The organism is Pseudomonas arcuscaelestis (assembly GCF_016881005.1).
In the GTDB taxonomy this organism is placed as follows: Bacteria; Pseudomonadota; Gammaproteobacteria; order Pseudomonadales; family Pseudomonadaceae; genus Aquipseudomonas; species Aquipseudomonas arcuscaelestis.
Map to the genome: position 1 here is coordinate 41,645 of NZ_JACOPV010000017.1, position 19,539 is coordinate 61,183.

20 protein-coding genes are annotated in these 19,539 nt (G+C 60.0%); 3 read left to right on the forward strand and 17 right to left on the reverse strand.

Annotated features, from left to right (window positions below):
- Window positions 1–10 precede the first annotated feature (10 nt).
- Genes ccmI through ccmA form a run of 9 tightly spaced genes read right to left on the reverse strand, consistent with a single transcriptional unit; the run spans window position 11 to window position 6,957 of the window.
- Entirely contained in the window at window positions 11–1,231 is a 1,221-nt protein-coding gene (gene ccmI, locus H8F21_RS23690) for a c-type cytochrome biogenesis protein CcmI (protein WP_203585453.1), read from the reverse strand.
- Window positions 1,224–1,700 carry a cytochrome c-type biogenesis protein gene (locus H8F21_RS23695; RefSeq protein WP_203475729.1) on the reverse strand — a complete coding sequence of 159 codons (477 nt, stop codon included), beginning with the start codon at window positions 1,698–1,700 and terminating at the stop codon, window positions 1,224–1,226. The genes ccmI and H8F21_RS23695 overlap by 8 nt, the downstream gene beginning before the upstream one ends.
- A complete protein-coding gene (locus H8F21_RS23700; protein WP_203585454.1) occupies window positions 1,697–2,233 on the reverse strand; it encodes a DsbE family thiol:disulfide interchange protein in 537 nt (178 codons plus the stop codon). Before H8F21_RS23700 ends, H8F21_RS23695 begins: the two co-directional genes overlap by 4 nt.
- Entirely contained in the window at window positions 2,230–4,203 is a 1,974-nt protein-coding gene (locus H8F21_RS23705; protein ID WP_203585513.1) for a heme lyase CcmF/NrfE family subunit, read from the reverse strand. Before H8F21_RS23705 ends, H8F21_RS23700 begins: the two co-directional genes overlap by 4 nt.
- Before the next feature lie 11 nt (window positions 4,204–4,214).
- The gene (gene ccmE, locus H8F21_RS23710; RefSeq protein ID WP_203585455.1) at window positions 4,215–4,670 is read right to left on the reverse strand and encodes a cytochrome c maturation protein CcmE; all 456 of its coding nucleotides are present in this window, start codon (window positions 4,668–4,670) and stop codon (window positions 4,215–4,217) included.
- Window positions 4,667–4,843, reverse strand: a complete 177-nt coding sequence (gene ccmD, locus H8F21_RS23715; protein ID WP_136477488.1) for a heme exporter protein CcmD — start codon at window positions 4,841–4,843, stop codon at window positions 4,667–4,669. Before ccmD ends, ccmE begins: the two co-directional genes overlap by 4 nt.
- Window positions 4,840–5,616, reverse strand: a complete 777-nt coding sequence (locus H8F21_RS23720; protein WP_203543927.1) for a heme ABC transporter permease — start codon at window positions 5,614–5,616, stop codon at window positions 4,840–4,842. The genes ccmD and H8F21_RS23720 overlap by 4 nt, the downstream gene beginning before the upstream one ends.
- A 43-nt stretch (window positions 5,617–5,659) precedes the next feature.
- Window positions 5,660–6,328: a heme exporter protein CcmB gene (gene ccmB, locus H8F21_RS23725; RefSeq protein ID WP_136477490.1), complete on the reverse strand. Its 669-nt coding sequence runs from the start codon at window positions 6,326–6,328 to the stop codon at window positions 5,660–5,662.
- Complete coding sequence (ccmA, locus tag H8F21_RS23730; RefSeq protein WP_203543928.1) at window positions 6,325–6,957, reverse strand: cytochrome c biogenesis heme-transporting ATPase CcmA; 633 nt, start codon at window positions 6,955–6,957, stop codon at window positions 6,325–6,327. Before ccmA ends, ccmB begins: the two co-directional genes overlap by 4 nt.
- 163 nt (window positions 6,958–7,120) lie before the next feature.
- On the opposite strand from ccmA, the gene fliK reads away from it, so the two are divergent.
- The 3 genes from fliK (at window position 7,121) to H8F21_RS23745 (ending at window position 11,858) form a co-directional block, all read left to right on the forward strand.
- Window positions 7,121–8,689: a flagellar hook-length control protein FliK gene (fliK, locus tag H8F21_RS23735; RefSeq protein WP_203585456.1), complete on the forward strand. Its 1,569-nt coding sequence runs from the start codon at window positions 7,121–7,123 to the stop codon at window positions 8,687–8,689.
- Window positions 8,686–9,018 (forward strand): EscU/YscU/HrcU family type III secretion system export apparatus switch protein, encoded by a 333-nt coding sequence (locus H8F21_RS23740; protein ID WP_203543930.1) that lies wholly within the window; start codon window positions 8,686–8,688, stop codon window positions 9,016–9,018. The genes fliK and H8F21_RS23740 overlap by 4 nt, the downstream gene beginning before the upstream one ends.
- 68 nt (window positions 9,019–9,086) lie before the next feature.
- Window positions 9,087–11,858 (forward strand): dermonecrotic toxin domain-containing protein, encoded by a 2,772-nt coding sequence (locus H8F21_RS23745; protein WP_203585457.1) that lies wholly within the window; start codon window positions 9,087–9,089, stop codon window positions 11,856–11,858.
- Between the two features lie 35 nt (window positions 11,859–11,893).
- Here H8F21_RS23745 and H8F21_RS23750 read toward each other — a convergent pair whose 3' ends face one another.
- The 8 genes from H8F21_RS23750 to H8F21_RS23785 form a co-directional block, all read right to left on the reverse strand.
- Window positions 11,894–12,289: a DUF2802 domain-containing protein gene (locus H8F21_RS23750; RefSeq protein ID WP_203543932.1), complete on the reverse strand. Its 396-nt coding sequence runs from the start codon at window positions 12,287–12,289 to the stop codon at window positions 11,894–11,896.
- A gap of 1 nt (window position 12,290) precedes the next feature.
- Window positions 12,291–12,770, reverse strand: a complete 480-nt coding sequence (locus H8F21_RS23755; RefSeq protein WP_028945467.1) for a chemotaxis protein CheW — start codon at window positions 12,768–12,770, stop codon at window positions 12,291–12,293.
- A gap of 61 nt (window positions 12,771–12,831) precedes the next feature.
- Window positions 12,832–13,698, reverse strand: coding sequence for a CheW domain-containing protein (locus tag H8F21_RS23760; RefSeq protein WP_203543933.1), 867 nt, complete (start codon window positions 13,696–13,698; stop codon window positions 12,832–12,834).
- The gene (locus tag H8F21_RS23765; protein ID WP_203585458.1) at window positions 13,698–14,486 is read right to left on the reverse strand and encodes a ParA family protein; all 789 of its coding nucleotides are present in this window, start codon (window positions 14,484–14,486) and stop codon (window positions 13,698–13,700) included. Before H8F21_RS23765 ends, H8F21_RS23760 begins: the two co-directional genes overlap by 1 nt.
- Before the next feature lie 44 nt (window positions 14,487–14,530).
- The gene (gene motD / locus H8F21_RS23770; RefSeq protein ID WP_203543935.1) at window positions 14,531–15,418 is read right to left on the reverse strand and encodes a flagellar motor protein MotD; all 888 of its coding nucleotides are present in this window, start codon (window positions 15,416–15,418) and stop codon (window positions 14,531–14,533) included.
- A gap of 3 nt (window positions 15,419–15,421) precedes the next feature.
- The gene (locus tag H8F21_RS23775) at window positions 15,422–16,162 is read right to left on the reverse strand and encodes a flagellar motor protein (protein ID WP_136477499.1); all 741 of its coding nucleotides are present in this window, start codon (window positions 16,160–16,162) and stop codon (window positions 15,422–15,424) included.
- On the reverse strand, window positions 16,162–17,274 hold the full coding sequence (locus H8F21_RS23780) for a protein-glutamate methylesterase/protein-glutamine glutaminase (RefSeq protein ID WP_203585459.1): 1,113 nt from the start codon (window positions 17,272–17,274) through the stop codon (window positions 16,162–16,164). The genes H8F21_RS23775 and H8F21_RS23780 overlap by 1 nt, the downstream gene beginning before the upstream one ends.
- A gap of 45 nt (window positions 17,275–17,319) precedes the next feature.
- Window positions 17,320–19,539 carry a chemotaxis protein CheA gene (locus H8F21_RS23785; RefSeq protein WP_203585460.1) on the reverse strand — a complete coding sequence of 740 codons (2,220 nt, stop codon included), beginning with the start codon at window positions 19,537–19,539 and terminating at the stop codon, window positions 17,320–17,322.

Consider the following 19,539-nt stretch of genomic DNA (forward strand, 5'->3'; position numbering starts at 1 on the left):
AGTGGTTCTCTTACTGGTCCGGGCTGTCGATGGTCAGGTGCTGCGCCGCGGTAGTGCTGCTGGCCAGCGGGCTGCTTTGACCGATCCACTCACCCTGGGTCGGCTGGCCAGCGCGAGATACGCGCGCAACCAGTTGGACTTCAGGGAAGCTCGACAGTTTCATGCTCGGCATCATTGCGTCACTGTCGCCAAGCTCCACCTCGATGGGCAGTTGGGCAACGGTCACACGCTTGGCCGCCAGCGGCATGGGTGGACCGGAGCTGGCACGGGCGAAGATAAACACCGTGTCGTCCGGCTTGACCTTGTCCTTGAGCGCGGCTGCAAGCTCCACGCGTACCTTGAGCCTGGCTCCCGTTGTCGCTACTGCCGGCGCCGTTGTCGGTGCTGCTTGAGCAACTTCGCCTTCACCCGCCTTGAGCTTGTCCTGGGCGCGCTCTATACCGCCTTGCAAGGCAGCGCGTGATGCATCGCCTTCAGGTAACTGCGCCAGTAAACGGTTCCAGTAATCGATAGCCTGCTGGAAGTGCTCACTCTCGAATGCTGCAATACCGAGCAGGCCAAGGCTGGTGACCTCGTTTGGATCGGCCTTCAGTGCCTCATCGGTAAGCGATTGCAGTTGCTCGTTCCATTGTTTGCCATTGGCAAAATACAACGCCTGGGCCCATTGCCCGAGCAGTTCCGGTTGGCGACCTGCAAGGTTGGCGGCACGCTTGAAGACTTTGGCGGCATCGGCTGGACGCTCCTGGGCCATGTAGGCTCGACCGAGGAAGTACAGACCTTCAGCCGAATCGGGTTGCATCTCGACCGCCCGCTCAAGGCGCGCGGTGATCTCCTCCATGGACTGCGGGGCCTTGGCAAACTGCTGGGTCAACTCGACCTGCGCGCTGGAGCCAAAATGCAAGTACAAGCCCAGGCCCATCAAGGGCACCAGCACCGCAGCCAGCAACGGCAGTGGCTTACCCAGGCGCCCCAGACGCTGGGGTTCGGCATTTTCGGTATCGCTCAACAGCTCCCGAGCTGCTTCGTCGCGCCCTTTAGCCAACTGAGCGTCATCGAGCACGCCGGCGACATGTTGCGCGGTCAGTTCAGCGACCCGCTCCTGGTACAGCGCAACGTTGAGTGCGGTGCGGTCTTCTTCCAGTTGCGCACGACGGCCACGCAACACCGGGATCAGCAAAAAGCTCAGGGCCACCAGCAACAGCAGGCCTGCAGCAAGCCAGAAATCAGTCATGGGTCTGTTCTTTGTCCAGCAATTTGGCGAGGCGCTCACGCTCCTCGGGGGAAAGGTCGACAGGGCCACCAGCGCTCTGCGCCCGACGCTTGCGCACGATCAGCGCCAACAAGCCGAAGCCGCCAACCAGCAATACGCCAGGGCCGAACCACAGCAACCAGGTCCGCGCAGTCAATTCAGGCTTGTAGCGCACAAAATCACCATAGCGATCGACCATGAAGTCGATGATCTGCTGATTACTCTTGCCCTCGCCAAGCATGCGGAAAATCTCCCGGCGCAAGTCGGCGGCAATCGGTGCATTGGAGTCAGCGATATCCTGGTTCTGGCACTTGGGGCAGCGCAACTCCTTGGTCAGGTCGTGATAACGCGCGCGCTCGGCATCATCGGCGAACTGATAAGTGTCGATGGCAGCCTGGGTCACTCCGGCCAGGCTCAAGCCCAGCACTGCTGCAGCTAGCCAGCGCTTCATGGTTTGGCCTCATCGACCAGTCCCTGGTACATAGGCGCCAATTGCTCGCGCCAGACCGTCGCATCGACGACACCGACGTGCTTGTAACGAATGATGCCCTTGGCGTCGATCAGGAAGGTTTCCGGCGCCCCGTACACGCCCAGGTTCAAGCCCAGCGAGCCCTGATCATCCTCGATATTGAGCCGATAGGGGTTGTGGAACTCGGCCAGCCATTTGATCGCAGCGGCGTTGTCGTCCTTGTAGTTGACCCCATGGATAACCACGCCCTGCTCGGCCAGTTTATTCAGATACGGATGCTCGACCTTGCACGATGGGCACCAGGTGGCCCAGACGTTGACCAATGCCGGCTTGCCAATCAGGTCTGCCTGGGTAAGCGCCTTGCCGTCCTGCACCGATTTAAGCGCAAAGTCCGGGAACGGCTTGCCGATCATTGCCGATGGCAGCTCGGTGGGATCGAGGAACAGGCCCCGGTAGAGAAACACTGCCACCAGCAGAAACACTGCCAGCGGCAGCACCATGATCCAACGCTTCATGCCGTTGCTCCAGACATGCCCAGTACTTCACGCACGCGGGCTTTGACCTTGACTCGATAACGTCCGTCCATGGCCGCCAGCAGGCCACCCAGGCCAGTCAGCAGGCCGCCCAGCCAGATCCAGCGCACGAATGGCTTGACGTGTACACGCACCGCCCAGGCACCGTTGTCCAGCGGCTCGCCAAGGGCAACATAAAGGTCTCGGGTGAAGCCGGCGTCGATGCCCGCTTCCGTCATCATCGATTGCTGCACGGTATACAAGCGTTTTTCCGGATGCAGCACGCTGATCTCGCGGCCATCCTCGATCACCCGTACCGTGCCCTTGTCGGAGGTGAAGTTCGGCCCTTCGAAGTGCTTGGCGCCTTCGAAGACGAACTGGTATCCCCCCAGCTCAACCGACTCGCCCGGTGCCAGGCGCAGGTCACGCTCGGCGCTGTTGTTGCTCGACAACACCACACCCAGCGCACAAACCGCCAGGCCCAGATGCGCAACATGCATGCCCCAATAGCTGCGATTTAGGCCACGCAGCCCCTTGAACAGCCCTTTGTGACGGGTCTTGTCGAGGATGTCCCGAGCACCTGCAAGCACGATCCACGCTGCCAGGGCGAAGGTGGTCAGTACTTGCCAATCGAAGTCATCGACCAACAGGCCACCAACCGGCGCCAGTACGGCGCTGCCAATCAGCACGGGAGTAAGCATGCCCAGCAGCCATTTGCTCGGGGTGTCTTTCCAGCGCACCAGCACACCGATTGCCATGACCACCATGAGCAACGCCATGAGCGGGATGAACAACGCATCGAAGTACGGCGGGCCGACCGAGAGCTTGGCGCCGGTGAGCGCATCGAGGATCAACGGATACAGCGTGCCAAGCAGAATCATCGACGCCGCGACAACCAACACGATGTTATTGGCCAGCAGCAATGTTTCTCGCGACCACAAGGCAAAGCCAACCTGGCTCTTGACCACCGGCGCGCGCATGGCGAACAGCGTCAGCGAGCCACCGACGACAAACAGCAGGAAGATCAGGATAAACACGCCGCGTTCCGGGTCGGAGGCAAAGGCATGCACCGACGTCAGAACCCCGGAACGAACCAGGAAGGTGCCAAGCAGGCTCAATGAGAACGCGGCGATGGCCAGCAACACAGTCCAGCTTTTGAACACCCCACGCTTTTCCGTGACGGCCAGCGAGTGAATCAATGCTGTGCCCACTAGCCACGGCATGAACGAGGCGTTTTCCACCGGGTCCCAGAACCACCAGCCACCCCAGCCCAGCTCATAATAGGCCCACCACGAGCCCAGCGTGATACCGATACCCAGGAATGCCCAGGCGACCAGCGTCCACGGCCGCGACCAGCGAGCCCAGGCGGCGTCCAGGCGACCGCCAAGCAAGGCGGCAATGGCAAAGGCGAAGGCAACGGAGAAACCTACATAGCCCATGTACAGCATCGGCGGGTGAACGATCAGGCCAATGTCCTGCAACAGCGGGTTGAGGTCAGCACCGTCGGTCGGCACCTGCGGCAGCAAGCGCTGAAAAGGGTTGGAGGTGACAATCAGAAACGACAGGAAGCCGACGCTGATCATGCCCATGACGGCCAGCACCCGCGCCAGCATGACCTGTGGCAACTGCCGGGAAAAGATCGACACAGCGAACGTCCAGCCACCGAGGATCATTGCCCAAAGCAGCAGCGACCCTTCGTGGGCACCCCATACAGCACTGAACTTGAAGTACCAGGGCAAAGCACTGTTGGAGTTGTTGGCAACATAGGCGACAGAGAAGTTGTCAGTCATGAACGCATGGGTCAGACAGCCAAAGGCAAACGCCAGGAACGCGAATTGCCCCCAGGCTGCCGGTCGTCCCAGGCTCATCCACAGACTGTCGCCGCGCCAGGCGCCGAGCAACGGTATCGTCGCCTGCACGCAAGCGAAGCAGATGGCCAGAATCATCGCCAACTGGCCAAGTTCCGGAATGATCAGCGCCGCGTTCATGGTTTGACTCCAGCATCGGTAGCAATCTGGCCACTTTCCTGCAGCGCCTTGGTCACTTCCGGTGGCATGTATTTTTCATCGTGCTTGGCCAGCACTTCATCGGCCACCACTACGCCATCAGCGTTGAGTTTGCCCAGGGCAACAATGCCCTGCCCTTCACGGAACAAGTCCGGAAGAATGCCGCGGTAGGTAATCGGCACCGACTTGCTGAAGTCGGTCACTACAAAACGTACATCGAGCGAATCGCCCGAACGTTGCAGCGAACCCTTCTCGACCATGCCGCCCGCCCGAATGCGGGTATCGAGCGGTGCCTCGCCATTGGCGATCTGGGTCGGGGTATAGAACAGGTTGATGTTCTGCTGCAGGGCGCTCAAGGCCAGGCCCACAGCGATGCCTACCCCGGCCAGCAGGCCGAGGATGATGAACAGGCGCTTCTTGCGTTGCGGATTCACTGTTTGTTCTCCCGGCGCAAGCGACGCGCCTCTTCTTGCAGGTAACGGCGCCGGGCTTGCAAAGGCATGGCAACGTTCAAGGCCAAAACCAACAGGCAAATGCCGTAGGCCGACCAGACGTACAGGCCGTGATGGCCCATGGCGAGAAAATCACTGAAAGAGGCAAAACTCATCGTGCCATCTCCCGACCCAGGCTGTTCATTACCTCCTCCCTGACCCAACTGGTGCGCGCCTCGCGCTTGAGCACTTCAAGGCGCATGCGCAGCAACAGCACCGCACCGAAGAAACAGTAGAAACCCAAGACCGTCAGCAGCAGTGGCAGCCACATTTCCGCTGGCATGGCCGGTTTCTCGGTAAGGGTGAAGGTGGCGCCCTGGTGCAGGGTGTTCCACCACTCCACCGAGTACTTGATGATCGGAATGTTGATCACCCCGACAATCGCCAGGACCGCGCAAGCCTTGGCAGCGCTTTCGCGATTGGTGATGGCATGGCCCAGGGCGATGAGGCCAAAGTACAAGAACAGCAAAATCAGCATCGAGGTCAGCCGGGCATCCCAGACCCACCAACTGCCCCAGGTCGGCTTGCCCCAGATGGCACCGGTGACCAGCGCCACCGCAGTCATCCAGGCGCCAATCGGCGCTGCGCACTGCAAGGCTACGTCGGCAATCTTCATCTTCCATACCAGCCCAACCACACCGGCCACGGCAAGCATCACGTAGCAGGACTGCGCCAGCATGGCAGCCGGTACGTGAATGTAGATGATGCGAAAGCTGTTGCCTTGCTGATAGTCCTGGGGGGCGAAAGCCAGTCCCCAGATGACGCCAATACCGATCAACAGGATCGCAGCAACCGCCAGCCAGGGCAGCATGCGGCCGCTGATGGAATAGAACCACTTGGGCGAACCCAGTTTATGAAACCACGTCCAGCTGATTACGCTGCTTTTCATCACGGTACATCCAGGGTCTTTGCTGGGCGGGGCCCAGACCTCATTATTCGCCGACGCTGATCTTCAGGCCAGCGGCTATTGCAAAGGGTGCCAGAGTTACTGCCAAGGCGGTCAGGCTGCCAAGCCAGAGCAGATAACCGGTCGCCGGCATAGCTTGCAGCGCCGCCTGCAAAGCGCCACTGCCCAGGATCAATACCGGGATGTATAGCGGCAAAATCAGCAGCGCCAGGAGCAATCCGCCACGTTTCAAACCGACTGTCAGGGCCGCACCTACAGCGCCCAACAGGCTCAGCACCGGGGTACCGAGCAACAACGATGCCAACAGGACCGGCAGGCAAGCCGAGGGCAAACCTAGCATCAGCGCCAGCAAGGGTGCCAACAATACCAGTGCCAGCCCGGAAAAGGCCCAGTGTGCCAGTACTTTCGCCAGTACCAGAAGAGGGAGGGGGTGCGACGAAAGGACCCACTGCTCCAGCGATCCATCCTCGAAATCACTGCGAAAAAGCCCGTCCAGCGAGAGTAAAACCGACAAAAGTGCCGCTACCCAGACCAGCCCTGGAGACAAGGTTTGCAACAATTGAGTCTCAGGACCGACCGCCAGTGGAAACAATGCGACAACAATTGAGAAAAATACCAGGGGGTTGGCAAGCTCCGCCGGGCGCCGGAACAACAGTCGCGCTTCACGGCGCAACAACAAGACGAAGACACTCATGCGGCCCACTGCCCCAAATTCAGTTCACGGTAACCAGACGGCTTGCGCGCCAGGGTGTGATGGGTGGTCAGCACGACCATTCCGCCTTGCTCGCAATGGGCAGCCAGGTGTGCCTCAAGCTGGGCCACGCCCTGCTTGTCGAGGGCAGTGAAAGGCTCATCGAGAATCCACAGAGGCGGGCTGTCCAGGTACAGGCGCGCCAAGGCCACGCGGCGCTGCTGGCCAGCCGACAAGGTATGGCACGGCACGTCTTCAAAACCGCGCAGGCCGACGGTCTCAAGGGCCTTCCAGATGGCCGCAGGCTCGGCGGGGGTATGCAGGGCGCAGAGCCAGGCAAGGTTTTCTTCCGGGCTGAGCAGATCCTTGATACCAGCAGCATGGCCAATCCAGATCAGGATCCGCGCCAGCTCGCTGCGTTGTTCAGCCAGAGGCTTGCCGTCGAGGCGAATCTCTCCGGCAGTGGGGCTCATGAGCCCTGCCAGCAGGCGCAACAGGCTGGTTTTGCCGCTGCCATTAGGGCCGCTGATCTGCAGCATGTCGCCTGCGCTCAGGTGCACTTCGAGATTTTCGAACAGCATTCGCCAGTCGCGCTCGCAGGCCAGGCCCACGGCTTGGAGATGAGGGGTCACAGTTTCGCCTTATGCTAGGGATGCCTGTCTCAAGTCGGTCCCGGCCCTGCCGTTATACTGGCAGTGGAGATACAGCCCGGCCGCTCGGATCGCGAAAGATCGGGCGGCATTATACATGCGATGTCCTACTGCAAAGAGGGCTATTTCAATAGGTTGCGAGCTGATGACAGGCGAAATCAACAACCTTGGCACGCAGACTCCAGCGTCCACCCAGTTGCGCCCGGCAATGACCGGCGAACTACTACGCCTGTTGCAACCGCAACAAGCCCTGCTCGCCCCTGGTGAAACCGCCAAGGCCGAAGTATTGGCGTTGCGCCAGGTCGGCCAGGACTTCCAGATGCTGCTCAAGCTGACTCAAGACAACGGCAAGCAAGTCAACGTCCAGGCCAGCAGCAATCAACCCCTGGCCCAAGGCAGCCTATTGGCGGTAAGCCAAAGCAGCGCCTCGAACCTGACCATTACTGTGCAGCAAGCTCTCGCCAACAGCATCGCCAGCCTGACCCGCATCGATACCCGGGAAATGCCTGTTGGCACCTTGCTTCAAGGCAAAGTCTTGACCAGCCAGGCGCTGCCAGCGACCGGTGGGCAACTGGCGCAGTTCCGCTCGCTGGTAACCCTGCTTACCGGCACCCAGGCCGGCGCCACCTTGACCATCGACAGCCCTCGCCCACTGGCGGTAGGCAGCCTGCTCAGCGCAAGGGTCGATGGCAACCAATCGCTAAGCTTCATCCCATTGAGCGGGCGCAAGGACCAATTGGCAATCTCGCAGCAGTTAACTACCCAGCAAACACGCCAAGCGTCGCTGCAAGGCTTGCTCGGCGCGCTGCAGCAGCTACGCCAAAGCACTGAAGCGCCCGACGAACTGCGCGCCACGGTGGACAAACTGCTGTCCAGCCTGCCGGACGTACGCCAACTCAGCGATCCCAAAGGTGTGGCCCAGGCCATGAACAACAGCGGCGTTTTCCTCGAGGCCAAGTTGTTGGCGGGCCTGCCCACCAACCTTGCCGCCGATCTCAAGGCTCAGGTGGTACGCCTGGTAGCCCAGTTGCTGCCGGGGTCGCCGGGAAACATGCCGTTCAACCCAGGCGTTGCAGCCAGCACCCTTGCCCAAGTAATGCCTGGCATGGTGCGTACTGCCCTCGGCATGCTCGGTCAGGTCAGCCCGCGCCCACATCCTGGCGGCTTTCCCCTGCCCTCGCGATTACTCAAGAGCCAGGAGGGTGAAGCAGACCTCGAACATCTGCTGCGCCTGGCGGCCTCGGCCATCTCCAGGCTGCAGAGCCACCAGTTGGCAAGCCTGGAGCAAACCGGCACCACCGCCGATGGCAACCTGCAAACCACCTGGCAACTAGAGATTCCGCTGCGCACCGGGCAAGACTTCATGCCCGTGCAAATGAAATTACAGCGCGAAGAAACGCCCGAACAGCAAAGCGATCCAGAGCGTGAACACCGCGATCCGCTGGAAATGCTCTGGCGCGTGGAATTGTCATTCGACTTGCACCCGCTGGGGCCCTTGCAGGTTCAGGCGCAGATATGCCAAGGCAGCCTTTCAAGCCAACTGTGGGCAGAACTGCCAAATACCGCTCGACTGATTGAGAGTCAGCTTGGCAACCTGCGCGAACGCTTGCTTGCACGCGGCCTGAGCGTCGGCGAGCTGCATTGCCACCAGGGAACACCACCACAAGGGCCGCGTACGCGCCTGGAGCAACGCTGGGTAGACGAAACAGCATGAATAATCAGAATCCGCGCCAGGCCATTGCCCTGAGCTATGACGGCCAACAGGCCCCGACACTGACCGCCAAAGGCGACGACGAACTGGCCGAGGCGATCCTGGCGATCGCGCGCCAGCACGAAGTTCCCATCTACGAAAATGCCGAATTGGTGCGCCTGCTCGCACGCATGGAACTGGGCGACCAGATTCCTGAGGTGCTGTATCTGACCATCGCCGAAATTATCGCCTTTGCCTGGCAACTTCGCGGCAAAGTGCCGGAGGGCTTCAACGCCAGCCCTGTATCGGAACGGGATATCTCCCTGCCTCGATTGAGCCCGCCGGCGCCATAGCACTATTTAATACCTTGAGCCCCATGCCGGGGGTGAGGCTGTAGGTCCCACACATCAAGGTGACCGACATGCCCACAACCTGCATCAACTCCGCTGGTATCCAATACATTCGCGACCACCTGGCACACCTTCCTCGCCCGGACCGCGAAGCCGCGCGCGCTATCCAGAGCTGGATCACCAGCAACAACCTGACGCTTGACGCCGATCAGCTCGATATCGTGACCCTGCACTACCACCCGGATGGCCCAAACGGTTACCAGACCGTGATTGCCAACCGCTTGAGCCTGACAGAGGCAGTGCTGTCCAACTGGAAAGGTGAATCCAATAACGACGTGTTTGGTTCATTGTTTTCTACACCCTGGGCCGGGGCCTTTCCGAATGGCTCGGTGAGGATTGTCGAGCAGTTACCCGAGGCTGACTTGATCCACTATGGCGCCCCGTTTCTGGTCTTCAACGGGTTGTTCCGGCGCACCGAACCTGCGCGCTATGACGCTTCGACGCACGTACAGTTTCCCACCGAGGACTTCCAGCTGTTTATCGAGAAGCTGGACTTTCATCACCATTACAAAGCCACCCTGGACACCTATTGGCACGATCACCTGGAAAGCCATCGTTTGTCGGCCAAGCTCAATTTTGTGGCGGCCTGCAACAAGCAGGTTGCCGAGGGCAGTCTGAGTGAGGCGGCAAGAAAACTTGTCTGGCGAGTTGCCGGGCTGAGCCCTCGCGGCCGCAAGCTGCGTTTGAGCACCCTGAGTGTCTACGGCTATGCAGCCACCGACCTGTTGTACATCAACGATGTAGGTAGCGATCTGACCGTTCTCTACATACCTGGCAACAGCTCCCCCTTGCTCGAATTCGCCAGCCAAACACTGTTAAAAGACTGGGTTGGACAGCAATGCCAGGACCCACGCAAACGCCAGGCACTCAAACAGCACTTCAACATGGCCGATGGCCCTGACGGACTGGATTTCAGTGGCCTTGATACCGCGCTGGCAGGGCTGGGCGATTACCCAGCCGTGCACCGCCTGCCACCTGAGCGCCCTGGCTTTACCACCGATGGGCGCTGGGCGCCGCGCGACTACGTCAATTACCGGCCCAGGAAATACAACCCGAAACTCTCCGGCGATGTATTCCAGGCCCTGGCAGAGCGCCAGCGCGCGCGGAGCTTCGCCGATGCCGAGTTCATCATCACCAGTAACAGCGAAGTGACCAAGGCCAGATGGCGCGGATACCTCACCTCGACGCTCAACCTGCTGACGCCGCTGGCCTTCGTGATGCCGGAGCTGGGGCTATTGCTTGCCATTGGTGGGATTGCTCAGATGGGCCTGGGCCTGGACCAGACAATCAATGGCAGAACCGCACAAGAACAGGCCGATGGCGTAGGCGATGTTGTCTACGGGCTGTTCAATACGGCGCCCCTCATTGCGCAGGAACTGGGCAAGGGGGGAACATTGTTCCGCGTTCAAAGCGAAGGCTTCGTTCCACCGCTGCGCATCAACGAACAATGGGGCTATCCGCTAGGCCCCATTGATCCACCGCGCCTGCCACAATTGGATATCGCTCCTTACTTCCATTCCCCCAACCGTATCCTGCCTTTGGAAAATAGTGATATCGCGGTCGCCAATGCAGTGAAAAGGCGCCCACGATACAGCCGTAGCCTCGACAGGCTAAGCGGGGTTTACGAGCCACAACCCGGGTATGGAATAAATCTGGAGCTAGTTTATGACATGGAGTTCGACTTGTTTCTCGATGCAACAACCGAGAATGAGGTGCAACCGTCCTACTTCACCGTCAATACCGAAAGCCACACGTTGCAACGTGCGAATCCGCAAGCACGTGCAGTGACCAATCAGATGCGCACCGCCACCCTCCGCGCCCTGGGCATTGATATGCCATTACCGGCGCAACTTCCGGTACTTACACAAGACATCCGTCCGATTCCAAAAACCATCACCTCGCTGTGGGTGGGTGACAAAGTGATCAATTCCGAGCTGCTGGCCAATCTTGCGCAAAACGTGGATCGGTTGAAAAACAGCGCATATCAATACCGTCTATACCTGTCCAAGTTGAACCCGAGCGCCTACGCCGAAAATGTACGTCAGCTAAGCGCCCAGGTACCAGGCCTGACCGTGCTGCCGTTGGAGGAGCAGCCGTTTTTCAGTGCTTTCGAACAAAGTAAGAATTTCGACCAGTATCAGGCGGCGCTCGATGGCAATGGTGGGGTAGCCACCAACTACGCCTCTGCTTCAGACGTCCTGCGTTTTTCGATGTTGCACCACGAGGGTGGCCTGTACATGGACGTCGACGACCTGTTGCTCGAAGCTGGCGCAGCCGATCCGGCTTGCGCAGCTTCGCAGCCCGTGTGCGTGAACGAGGCCATCGACGAGGTGGCATTGACCACCACCGAGGCGGGATTGCTTCTACACCCGCCCATGTCCAATGAAAGACTTGGCATGAACCAACTGTTCAATAACAGCATGATCGGCAGTCATCCTGGCAACCCCACGCTGATCGCCATTGCCGATGAAATGCATGGACGCTACCAGAGCACAAGCGATTTCTACCACTATAAGCCGAGCCAGGCTGACGATCCGAAAGGCTTTGCCGAATATGCCCATCGTTTGAGTTGGTTAACCGGCCCTGCCATGTTGACCGACATAGTCGATCGCCTGCTGCCGGATCTAGGTCGGTTACGCCAGTTCCGGAACCTGTACACCATGCCACGCACCAAAAGCTGGCTGTACCTGGACCTGGATGCCTGGAAGTTGGCCGAACATGAACTATTACCTCTGGACCGTTTCGCCAAGGTCGGCGGCCAGCATTCGTGGGCACACACCTGAGCGAAAAAAGGCGACCTGAGTGGGTCGCCTTTTTGTCATTCGCTACGATGCACCTTGCTCATCAGCTCTGCCTCGGCCTGAGTCAAGCCGCAGGACTGCGTCAGCTCATCGACACTGGCGCCCATTCCCACCAAGCGCGCAGCTTGCGCGAATGACAGGCTGTTGGGGTCACGCTGCTCCAGTTGCAGTAGCTTGTCTGGCAAGGGCGCGACAGCTGCGCGCAGCTCATGCAACGCTTCGCCCATGCGCACGCTGCCGTTCTGGTAATCGTCCAGGCGCTTGGCCAGGTCTTTGATGCGCTGGTCACGCAACGCATCGCCCTGGGCCTGCTGGGCTGCCAGCTCACGCTGGCGCTTACTGTAGCTCAGGAAGAACCACAGGCTTAGCGCCCAGAGAAGCGCCAGAAATATGACTGCAACCTCAAGGATCAACTCAGATGTTCTCCAGCTCGGACCACTCTTCCTCGGTCATCATCTTGTCCAGCTCGACCAGGATCAGCAGTTCGTTGTTCTTGTTGCACACGCCCTGAATGAATTTGGCTGACTCTTCGTTACCTACATTCGGCGCGGTTTCGATTTCCGACTGGCGTAGGTAAACCACTTCGGCAACGCTGTCGACCAGAATACCGACCACTTGCTTGTCGGCTTCGATGATCACGATGCGGCTATTGTCGGTGATCTCACTCGACATCAGGCCAAAGCGCTGACGGGTATCGATCACCGTGACCACGTTGCCACGCAGGTTGATGATGCCCAGAACATAGCTGGGAGCACCCGGGACCGGGGCGATCTCGGTATAGCGCAGAACTTCCTGCACCTGCATGACATTGATGCCGTAGGACTCGTTGTCCAGCTTGAAAGTTACCCACTGCAGGATCGGATCTTCGGAACCTTGTGCAGACGATTTTTTCATTCCCCTATCCCTCAAAATCCGCCATCGACGGTGTGCTCAGTGCGGTCGCAGGCGCGACCGATTATTTATGTGCGGCGTGCATCTGTTTGACGGCGCCACTGGCGATCAACTCGGCCAGTTCGGCAACATCCAGCAGTGCACACATGTGTTCGATTACGGTTCCGGCCAACCAGGGCCGCTGGCCGCGCTGGCTTCGCCATTTGATCTCGTTGGGGTCAAGGCGCAGCGAGCGGCTGACCTGATGCACGGCCAATCCCCACTCATAGCCCTGGACCGATATCACGTACTGCAAGCCCTGGCGAAAATCCTCGCGGTAGCGATCCGGCATGACCCAACGTGCGGTATCCAGCACCTTGAGGTTGCCACCCTGGCTCGGCAAGATGCCTAGAAACCAGTCGGGTTGGCCAAACAACGGCGTCAGCTCATGACCGGCCAGCGAGTAGATCGAGCCTAGGCACACCAATGGCACTGCAAGGGTCAACCCGGCAACGTCGAACAGCAGGCATTCGAACGGCTCGGCGGCCCATGCCGGGCGCCCGTCAACGGTTGCTGGCGGCACGGGTTGGTCAGATGCTAGGGGCAGATGGACTTCAACCAGCGGCTCGACCGGGGCAAGCTGCTCGGGCGCACCTTCCTGCGGTTCAGGCTCGATCACAGGTGCAGGTGCTGCCGTTGGCATCACCGTCGGCAGGACCACGCCAGCAGGATCGGCGTAGGGTAACGGCGCCAATTGCACCGCTACCGGCTTGGGCTGATGCGCGACCCGCGCATCACGTGCCTGCTCTTCGCGTACGGCAGCCTCGAACTCATCGTTCGCCACTGTAGGTTGCAGTGACTCGAGCACTTCAGTGGCTTCGTGGAGCAAACCATCGAGGTATGACTGCAACGCCAGTTGTGGGCCTGTGGCAAGTTTTTGCGGACGATTCATCAGGCCACCTGCTGGGCGAGGTTATGCGTCAACAAATGTTTGAGCAGGGCGCGGTAAGCCACCACGCCGCGGCTCTTGCCATCGAATTGCGAGGGTGTAAGCCCTGCACGGCTGGCATCACGCAGGCGCGTATCGACCGGGATATACCCTTGCCAGATGTTCTGTGGATAGGCATCGCGCAATACCCGCAAGGTGCCCATCGAGGCCTGGGTGCGACGGTCGAACAGCGTTGGAATGATGTGATAGGGCAATGCTTGCTTGCGTGAGCGATTGACCATGGCCAGGGTACTGACCATGCGCTCCAGGCCCTTGACCGCGAGGTACTCGGTTTGAACCGGGATCACCAACTGCTGGCTGGCTGCCAGCGCGTTGACCATCAGCACCCCGAGCAGCGGTGGGCTGTCGATGATGGCGTAGTCGAAATCCTGCCATAACTGCGCCAGAGACTTGGCGATCACTAGGCCCAGGCCACTCTGCCCTGGCGACTGACGCTCAAGTACAGCCAGCGCCGTGCTGGAAGGCAGCAGCGATATTTTCTCGTCACTGGTCGGCAGCAGCAATTGACCTGGCAGGCCCTCCGGGACCGTGCCCTTGTGCAGGAACAGGTCGTAGCAACTGTGCTCCAGCAGGTCCGGGTTGTGTCCGAAGTAGCTGGTCATGGACCCGTGTGGATCAAGGTCGACTACAACCACGCGCTTGCCCGCCTCGGCCAGCAAGCCGGCAAGGGCGATGGACGTGGTGGTCTTACCGACGCCACCTTTTTGATTGGCTACTGCCCAGACTCTCATTGCGTTGCTTCCTCCCGACCGGCAAAAGGCCTGACCGGGAATGGTTATAGGGTCGGTGACGGTGGATTGACGCGATTGCCCCCCGCCGTCGGTGATACCGCTGGCGGTGCAGTTTGTGTGCCAGCCCGCTTCATTGCTGCATCCGGTGTTGCATTGGCGCTGCCAGTCCCGGTCAGGCTGCGGCGCACTTCAAGGTTGCGCGAAATAACCAACACCACCCGACGATTACGCGCGCGCCCCTCGGCGGTGTCGTTGCCTGCTATAGGCTGGAACTCGCCATAACCCACCGAGGCCATGCGCGCAGGGTTAACCCCTTCCATCGCCAGCAAGCGGACAATGCTGGCAGCACGTGCCGACGACAGCTCCCAGTTGGTGGGGTACTGTGCGGTGCGGATCGGTAGGTCATCGGTAAAGCCTTCGACATGCACCGGGTTGGCGAACGGCTTGAGGATGTTCGCTACCTTCTCGATGATGCTGAAGGCAACATCGCTGGGCATGGCATCGCCGCTGCCGAACAGCAAGGCGGAGTTGAGTTCGATCTCGACCCAAAGCTCATTGCCGCGCACCGTCATCTGGTCGGACTTGATCAGATCGCCAAAGGCATCGCGCACATCATCGGTGATGGTTTTAAGCGGATCGCTGCTGGTTTGGGCGAGCCCGGCATCAACCTGCTCGCTGTCCTTGATCAACGGCTCTGCGGGCTTCACCGACAGCGGCCGTTCCTCGCCGATAGGGATCGGTCGCATGCTTTTGTCCGGGTCGTTGAACACCCCGATCAGCGCCTGGGAGAGGATCTTGTACTTACCCTCGTTGATCGAGGAAATTGAATACATGACCACGAAGAACGCGAACAGCAAGGTAATGAAGTCAGCGTAGGACACCAGCCAGCGTTCGTGGTTTTCATGTTCCTCGGGTTGTCGACGGCGCGCCATGTATTACTCCATGAAGCCCTGAAGCTTCAGCTCGATCGAGCGTGGGTTCTCACCTTCGGCAATCGACAGCAAACCTTCGAGGAGCATTTCCCGGTAGCGCGACTGGCGCAAGGCCAACGCCTTGAGCTTGTTGGCAATCGGCAACAGGATCAGGTTGGCGCTTGCCACACCGTAGATAGTGGCAACGAAGGCCACGGCAATGCCATTACCCAACTGCGAAGGGTCGGCCAGATTGCCCATGACATGAATCAGCCCCATCACCGCACCGATGATACCGATGGTCGGCGCATAGCCGCCCATGCACTCGAATACCTTCGCCGCCTGGATATCACGGCTTTCCTGGGTGTAGAAGTCCACCTCCAAGACGCTGCGAATGGCTTCGGGCTCAGCACCATCGACCAGCAGTTGCAAGCCTTTGCGCGCATAGGGGTCGGGCTCGGCATCGGCCACGCCTTCCAGGCCTAGCAGGCCCTCCTTGCGCGCAGTCAGGCTCCAGTTCACGACCCGATCAATGCCACCGGCCAGGTCCACGCGTGGTGGGAAGAGAATCCAGCGCACAATTTGCAGCGCGCGCTTGAAGGCGCTCATCGGCGACTGCAGCAATGCCGCGGCCAGCGTACCGCCAAGTACGATCAGGGCCGCAGGGCCGTTGATCAATGCCGACAGATGACCGCCTTCGAGGTAATTGCCACCAATGATCGCAACGAATGCCAGGATGATCCCGATCAGGCTCAAGACATCCATCAGACGCAGGCCTCGACCAGATGCCTGCCGATCTCGTCCAGGCTGTAGACGGCGTCAGCCAGGTTGGCCTTGACGATGGCCATGGGCATGCCATAGATCACGCAACTGGCTTCATCTTGAGCCCACACGGTACTGCCGCATTGCTTGAGCAAGCGCGCACCCTCGCGGCCGTCGGCACCCATGCCGGTAAGCACTACCGAGAGCACCTTGTCGCCGTACGACTTGGCCGCCGAACCGAAGGTGATATCGACACAGGGTTTGTAATTGAGACGCTCATCGCCCGGCAGGATTTTCACAGCGCCGCGAGCATCGACCATCATCTGCTTGCCACCCGGCGCCAGCAGCGCCAGGCCAGGGCGCAGGATGTCGCCGTCTTCTGCTTCCTTGACGCTGATCTTGCACAGCTTGTCCAGGCGTTCGGCAAACGCCTTGGTAAAGGCTGCAGGCATATGTTGGACCAGCACGATCGGTGCCGGGAAGTTGCCTGGCAACTGAGTCAGCACCCGCTGCAACGCTACCGGCCCACCCGTGGAGGTACCAATGGCAACCAGTTTGTACGGCTTGCGCTTGGGCGCAGGAGAAGCAGGCGTAGCCGGCACACGGGACGCTGGCGCAGAACGCGGTGCCGGGCTTGCACCCAGGCTGCTGACAGGCTGGCTGTGAGCGGCGGGTTGCGGGGCTGGCGCAGGACTTGCGTAGCTGCCCAGCCTGCGGTTGCTGCGAGAAAGGGTATGGACCTTTTCGCACAGCATCTGCTTGACCTTTTCCGGGTTACGCGAGATGTCTTCGAAGTTCTTCGGCAGATAGTCGACCGCACCGGCATCCAGAGCGTCGAGGGTCACTCGTGCGCCTTCATGAGTCAACGAAGAGAACATCAATACCGGCGTTGGGCAACGCTGCATGATGTGACGCACAGCGGTGATGCCATCCATCATGGGCATTTCGTAGTCCATGGTGATGACATCGGGCTTGAGCGACAGCGCCTGGTCGATCGCTTCCTTGCCGTTGGTCGCGGTACCGACGACCTGGATAGTCGGGTCCGCTGAAAGAATTTCCGAGACTCGGCGGCGGAAGAAACCGGAATCATCCACCACCAGGACCTTGACTGCCATAAACACTCCATTAGGTGGCGCGGCTTGTAGGCCGCGCCACCAGAATCAAATACGCCGGGCGGCGTAACGCTTGAGCATGCTCGGAACGTCGAGGATCAGCGCAATGCGCCCGTCACCGGTAATGGTGGCGCCCGACATGCCTGGCGTACCCTGGAGCATTTTGCCCAGCGGTTTGATGACCACTTCTTCCTGGCCCACAAGCTGATCGACGACAAAGCCGATGCGCTGAGTGCCGACCGAAAGGATCACCACGTGCCCTTCGCGTTGCTCTTCATGAGCGGCGGAACTGACCAGCCAGCGCTTGAGGTAGAACAGCGGCAAGGCTTTGTCGCGAACAATGACCACTTCCTGCCCATCGACCACGTTGGTGCGCGACAGGTCGAGGTGGAAAATCTCGTTGACGTTGACCAGCGGGAAGGCAAACGCCTGATTACCGAGCATGACCATCAGGGTCGGCATGATCGCCAGGGTCAGCGGCACCTTGATGACGATCTTCGAGCCCAGGCCCTTGGTCGAGTAGATGTTGATCGAGCCGTTGAGCTGAGCAATCTTGGTTTTCACCACGTCCATGCCCACGCCGCGCCCCGAAACGTCGGAGATCTCGGTCTTGGTCGAGAAGCCCGGCGCGAAAATCAGGTTGTAGCATTCGGTGTCGCTCAGGCGGTCGGCGGCATCCTTGTCCATCACGCCGCGTTTAACCGCAATGGCGCGCAGGACATTGGCATCCATACCCTTGCCGTCATCGGAGATCGACAGCAGGATGTGGTCGCCCTCCTGCTCGGCCGAGAGTACCACCTTGCCACCGCGGGACTTGCCCGCCGCTTCGCGCTCTTCAGGGGTTTCGATACCGTGGTCCACGGCGTTGCGCACCAAGTGCACCAACGGGTCGGCCAGGGCCTCGACGAGGTTCTTGTCGAGGTCGGTTTCTTCACCGACCAGCTCAAGGTTGATTTCTTTCTTCAACTGCCGGGCAAGGTCGCGAACCAGGCGCGGGAAACGTCCGAAGACTTTCTTGATCGGCTGCATGCGCGTCTTCATGACGGCGGTCTGCAGGTCGGCCGTCACCACGTCCAGGTTCGATACTGCCTTGGACATGGCTTCATCGCCACTGTTCAGGCCCAGGCGTACCAGCCGATTACGTACCAGTACCAGTTCGCCGACCATGTTCATGATCTCGTCCAGGCGTGCGGTATCGACGCGTACGGTAGTTTCGGTCTCACTGGCTGGGTGTTTTTCTGCAGCCGCTGCAGCTTGCCGTGCAGGCGCAGGTGCCGCGGCTTTGGCCGGTGCAGCTGCAGCTTTGGCCACCGGCGCTGGCGCAGGTGCCTGGGCAGGAGCGGCTGCAGGCTTGGCGGCAACTGCAGCAGCGGGAGCAGTAGCGGCAACACTATCAGGCGCAAACTTGCCCTTGCCATGCAACTCGTCGAGCAGAGCTTCGAACTCATGCTCGGAAATATGATCACCAGCGGGTGCCGCTGGTGCTGGCGTCGCCGACGCGGAAGTGGTGGCCAGAGACTCGACGGCAAAGCTGCCCTTGCCATGCAACTGGTCAAGCAGCGCTTCGAACTCATCATCGGTGATTTCGTCACTTGCACCCTGGGCCGCGGGCTCCACAGGTGTAGGCGCGCTGACACTGTCGGGGGCGAATTGACCCTTGCCATGCAACTGGTCGAGTAGCGACTCGAACTCGGCGTCGGTAATTTCGTCGCTGGTTGCGGCAGGTGCCTGCTCTTGCGCTTGTGCCTCAGCCTTGACCGCATTGAGCGAATCAAGCAGTTGCTCGAATTCGGTATCGGTGATGTCTGCTTCAGCCACCGGCGCAGGTGCTTGCTCAAGCACTGGTGCTGGCTCGGGCTCAGCTACCGGCTCGGCGCCTGCTGGCTCGGCCAAGCGAGCCAGTGCCGCCAACAACTCAGGTGTAGCGGCAGTGACATCACTGCGTTCACGTACCTGGCCGAACATGCTGTTCACCGTGTCCAGCGCTTCCAGGACCACGTCCATCAGCTCGGAATCCACGCGTCGCTCACCCTTGCGCAGGATGTCGAAGACGTTTTCGGCGATGTGGCAGCACTCCACCAGCTCGTTGAGCTGGAGGAAGCCGGCGCCCCCTTTTACAGTGTGAAAACCGCGAAAGATTGCATTGAGCAGGTCGGCATCATCGGGACGGCTTTCCAGCTCGACCAATTGCTCGGACAGTTGCTCAAGAATCTCGCCGGCTTCTACCAGAAAATCCTGGAGGATTTCTTCATCGGCGCCGAAGCTCAT